The 3042-nt window shown below is 76.3% G+C and carries 3 protein-coding genes and 1 riboswitch; all 3 genes read left to right on the forward strand.

The window, feature by feature from the left end; genetic code table 11:
• Window positions 1–699: isochorismate synthase (locus tag ABEB16_RS21415; RefSeq protein ID WP_345714200.1), on the forward strand; the 699-nt coding region annotated here is incomplete at its 5' end.
• A 2-nt stretch (window positions 700–701) separates the two neighbouring features.
• Window positions 702–791: riboswitch (ZMP/ZTP riboswitch) on the forward strand.
• A 46-nt stretch (window positions 792–837) separates the two neighbouring features.
• Window positions 838–2145 (forward strand): serine hydroxymethyltransferase, encoded by a 1308-nt coding sequence (glyA, locus tag ABEB16_RS21420; RefSeq protein ID WP_345714201.1) that lies wholly within the window; start codon window positions 838–840, stop codon window positions 2143–2145.
• Window positions 2142–3041, forward strand: a complete 900-nt coding sequence (locus ABEB16_RS21425) for a bifunctional methylenetetrahydrofolate dehydrogenase/methenyltetrahydrofolate cyclohydrolase (protein WP_345714202.1) — start codon at window positions 2142–2144, stop codon at window positions 3039–3041. The genes glyA and ABEB16_RS21425 overlap by 4 nt, the downstream gene beginning before the upstream one ends.
• The last annotated feature ends 1 nt before the right edge of the window (window position 3042 follow it).

Genomic DNA, 3042 nt, shown 5'->3' on the forward strand with positions numbered 1-3042 from the left:
CCCGCCGCGCACGTGCTGGCTGTGCCGGTGCCCGCCGCGCCCGGCGGGGCGCCGTCCTGGCTCGTGGGGGCGAGCCCGGAGCTGCTGCTGCGCCGGCGCGGGCGCGAGGTGGTGTCGGTGCCGCTTGCCGGCTCCCAGCCGCGCTCGGCGGACCCCGCGGTGGACGCCGCCCGCGCCAGGCGCCTCGTGGCCTCCGACAAGGACCGCCGCGAGCACGGCTTCGTCGTCGACGCGATCGTCGGGGCGCTGCGGCCGCTGTGCACGGACGTGCGCGCCCTGCCGCCGGAGCTGCTGGCCACCCCCACCGTCTGGCACCTGGCCACGCGGATCACCGGCCGGCTGCGCGACGGCGCCACCACGTCGGCGGAGCTGGTGGCGGCCCTGCACCCGACGCCGGCGGTGGCCGGCACCCCGCGGCCGGCGGCGACGGCGCTCATCGCCGAGCTGGAGGGCTTCGACCGCGGCTGCTACGCCGGGGCGATCGGCTGGCAGGACACCGCCGGGGACGGGGAGTGGTCCGTCGGGGTGCGCTGCGCCGAGCTGTCCGGCAACCGGCTGCGGCTGTTCGCCGGGGCCGGCGTCGTCGCCGGCTCCGACCCGGAGGCGGAGCTGGCGGAGACCCGCGCCAAGCTGCGCACGGTGGCCGGCGCCCTGGGGATCGCCCTGGAGGTCGACGGCGCCACCCGCGCCGTCGGCTAACCTGGGGCGGTCGCGACTGGCGAAGGTGGGGCACCACCGGGGAGCGGCGCACGAGGCACACCGACTCTGGGTCGTCCGCCTGGGCCCTGGTCGCCACCCGTCAGCGCACCCGACCGCCCGACGTCCCCGGAGGACACCGTGACCGACGTGCTGCCCGCCCCGAGCGGCTCCCAGCTCACCGACCGCCCGCTGGCGGAGGTCGACCCCGAGATCGCCGCCGTCCTCGACGCCGAGCTCGGCCGCCAGCGGGACACGCTGGAGATGATCGCCAGCGAGAACTTCGCGCCCCGCGCGGTGCTGGAGGCGCAGGGCTCGGTCCTGACCAACAAGTACGCCGAGGGCTACCCGGGCAAGCGGTACTACGGCGGCTGCGAGCACGTGGACGTCGCCGAGTCCCTGGCGATCTCCCGGGTCAAGGAGCTGTTCGGGGCCGAGCACGCCAACGTGCAGCCGCACTCGGGCGCCACCGCCAACGCCGCCGCGATGCACGCGCTGATCCGCCAGGGTGACGGCATCCTGGGCCTGGAGCTGGCCCACGGCGGCCACCTCACCCACGGCATGAAGATCAACTTCTCGGGCCGGCTGTACGACGTGGCCGCCTACGGCGTGGACCCGCAGACCTTCCGCATCGACATGGACGTCGTCCGGGCCAAGGCGCTCGAGGCGCGGCCGAAGCTGATCATCGCGGGCTGGTCGGCCTACCCCCGCCACCTGGACTTCGCCGCCTTCCGGTCCATCGCCGACGAGGTGGGCGCGCACTTCATGGTGGACATGGCCCACTTCGCGGGCCTGGTCGCCGCGGGCCTGCACCCCAGCCCCGTCCCGCACGCCGACGTCGTCACCTCCACCGTGCACAAGACGCTCGCCGGGCCCCGCTCCGGCGTCATCCTGTCCCGGGAGGAGTTCGCCAAGAAGATCGACTCCGCGGTGTTCCCCGGCCAGCAGGGCGGGCCGCTGATGCACGTCATCGCCGGCAAGGCCGTGGCGTTCAAGCTCGCGGCGGGGGAGGAGTTCCGCGACCGGCAGCGCCGCACCCTGGAGGGCGCGCAGATCATCGCCGAGCGCCTCACGCAGCCGGACGTGCGCGAGGCGGGCGTCTCCGTCCTCACCGGCGGCACCGACGTGCACCTCGTCCTCGTCGACCTGCGCGAGTCCGCCCTCGACGGCCAGCAGGCCGAGGACCGGCTGCACGCGGTGGACATCACCGTCAACCGCAACGCGGTGCCGTTCGACCCGCGCCCGCCGCGCGTGACCTCCGGGCTGCGCATCGGCACCCCGGCGCTGGCCACCCGCGGTTTCGGCGCGGCGGAGTTCACCGAGGTCGCCGACGTCATCGCCGCCGCCCTCAAGCCGGGCTTCGACGCCGACGCGCTGCGCGCCCGGGTCGCCAAGCTCACCGAGCGCTTCCCGCTCTACCCCTCCACCGGTGCGCAGGTGCGCGCGTGACGTCGCCCACCACCGCGCAGGTCCTCGACGGCAAGGCCGCGGCCGCCGCGATCAAGGCGGACCTCGCGGTGCGGGTCGCGGCGCTGCGCGAGCGCGGGGTCGTGCCGGGCCTGGGCACCGTCCTGGTCGGCGACGACCCGGGCAGCGCCAGCTACGTGCGCGGCAAGCACCGCGACTGCGCCGAGGTCGGCATCGAGTCCATCCGCGTCGAGCTGCCCGCCACCGCCACCCAGGCGGAGGTGGAGAGCGAGGTCGCCCGGCTCAACGCCGACCCGGCCTGCACGGGGTTCATCGTGCAGCTGCCGCTGCCGAAGGGCGTGGACGCCAACGCGGTGCTGGAGGCCGTCGACCCGGCCAAGGACGCCGACGGCCTGCACCCCACCAACCTGGGCCGGCTGGTGCTGCGGGTCGCCGAGGAGGTCACCTCCCCGCTGCCGTGCACCCCGCGCGGGGTGATCGACCTGCTCACCCGGCACGACGTGCCGCTGGACGGGGCGGAGGTCGTCGTCGTGGGCCGCGGCGTCACGGTGGGTCGGCCCATCGGGCTGCTGCTCACCCGCCGCGGCGTCAACGCCACGGTGACCCTGTGCCACACCGGCACCCGCGACCTGGCCGCGCACCTGCGCCGCGCCGACGTCGTGGTGGCCGCGGCCGGGGTGGCGGGCCTGGTGCGCCCCGAGGACGTCAAGCCCGGCGCGGCCGTGCTCGACGTGGGCGTCTCCCGGGTCGTGGACCCGCAGACGGGCGCGTCCCGGCTCGCCGGGGACGTCGACCCGGCGGTGGCACAGGTCGCGGGCTGGCTGGCCCCCAACCCCGGCGGGGTGGGGCCGATGACCCGCGCGCTGCTGCTGACGAACGTCGTGGAGACCGCGGAGCGGGCCGCCGGCCTGCGCTGAG

The sequence above is a fragment of the Kineococcus glutinatus genome, assembly GCF_039542765.1.
Classification (GTDB): domain Bacteria; phylum Actinomycetota; class Actinomycetes; order Actinomycetales; family Kineococcaceae; genus Kineococcus_A; species Kineococcus_A glutinatus.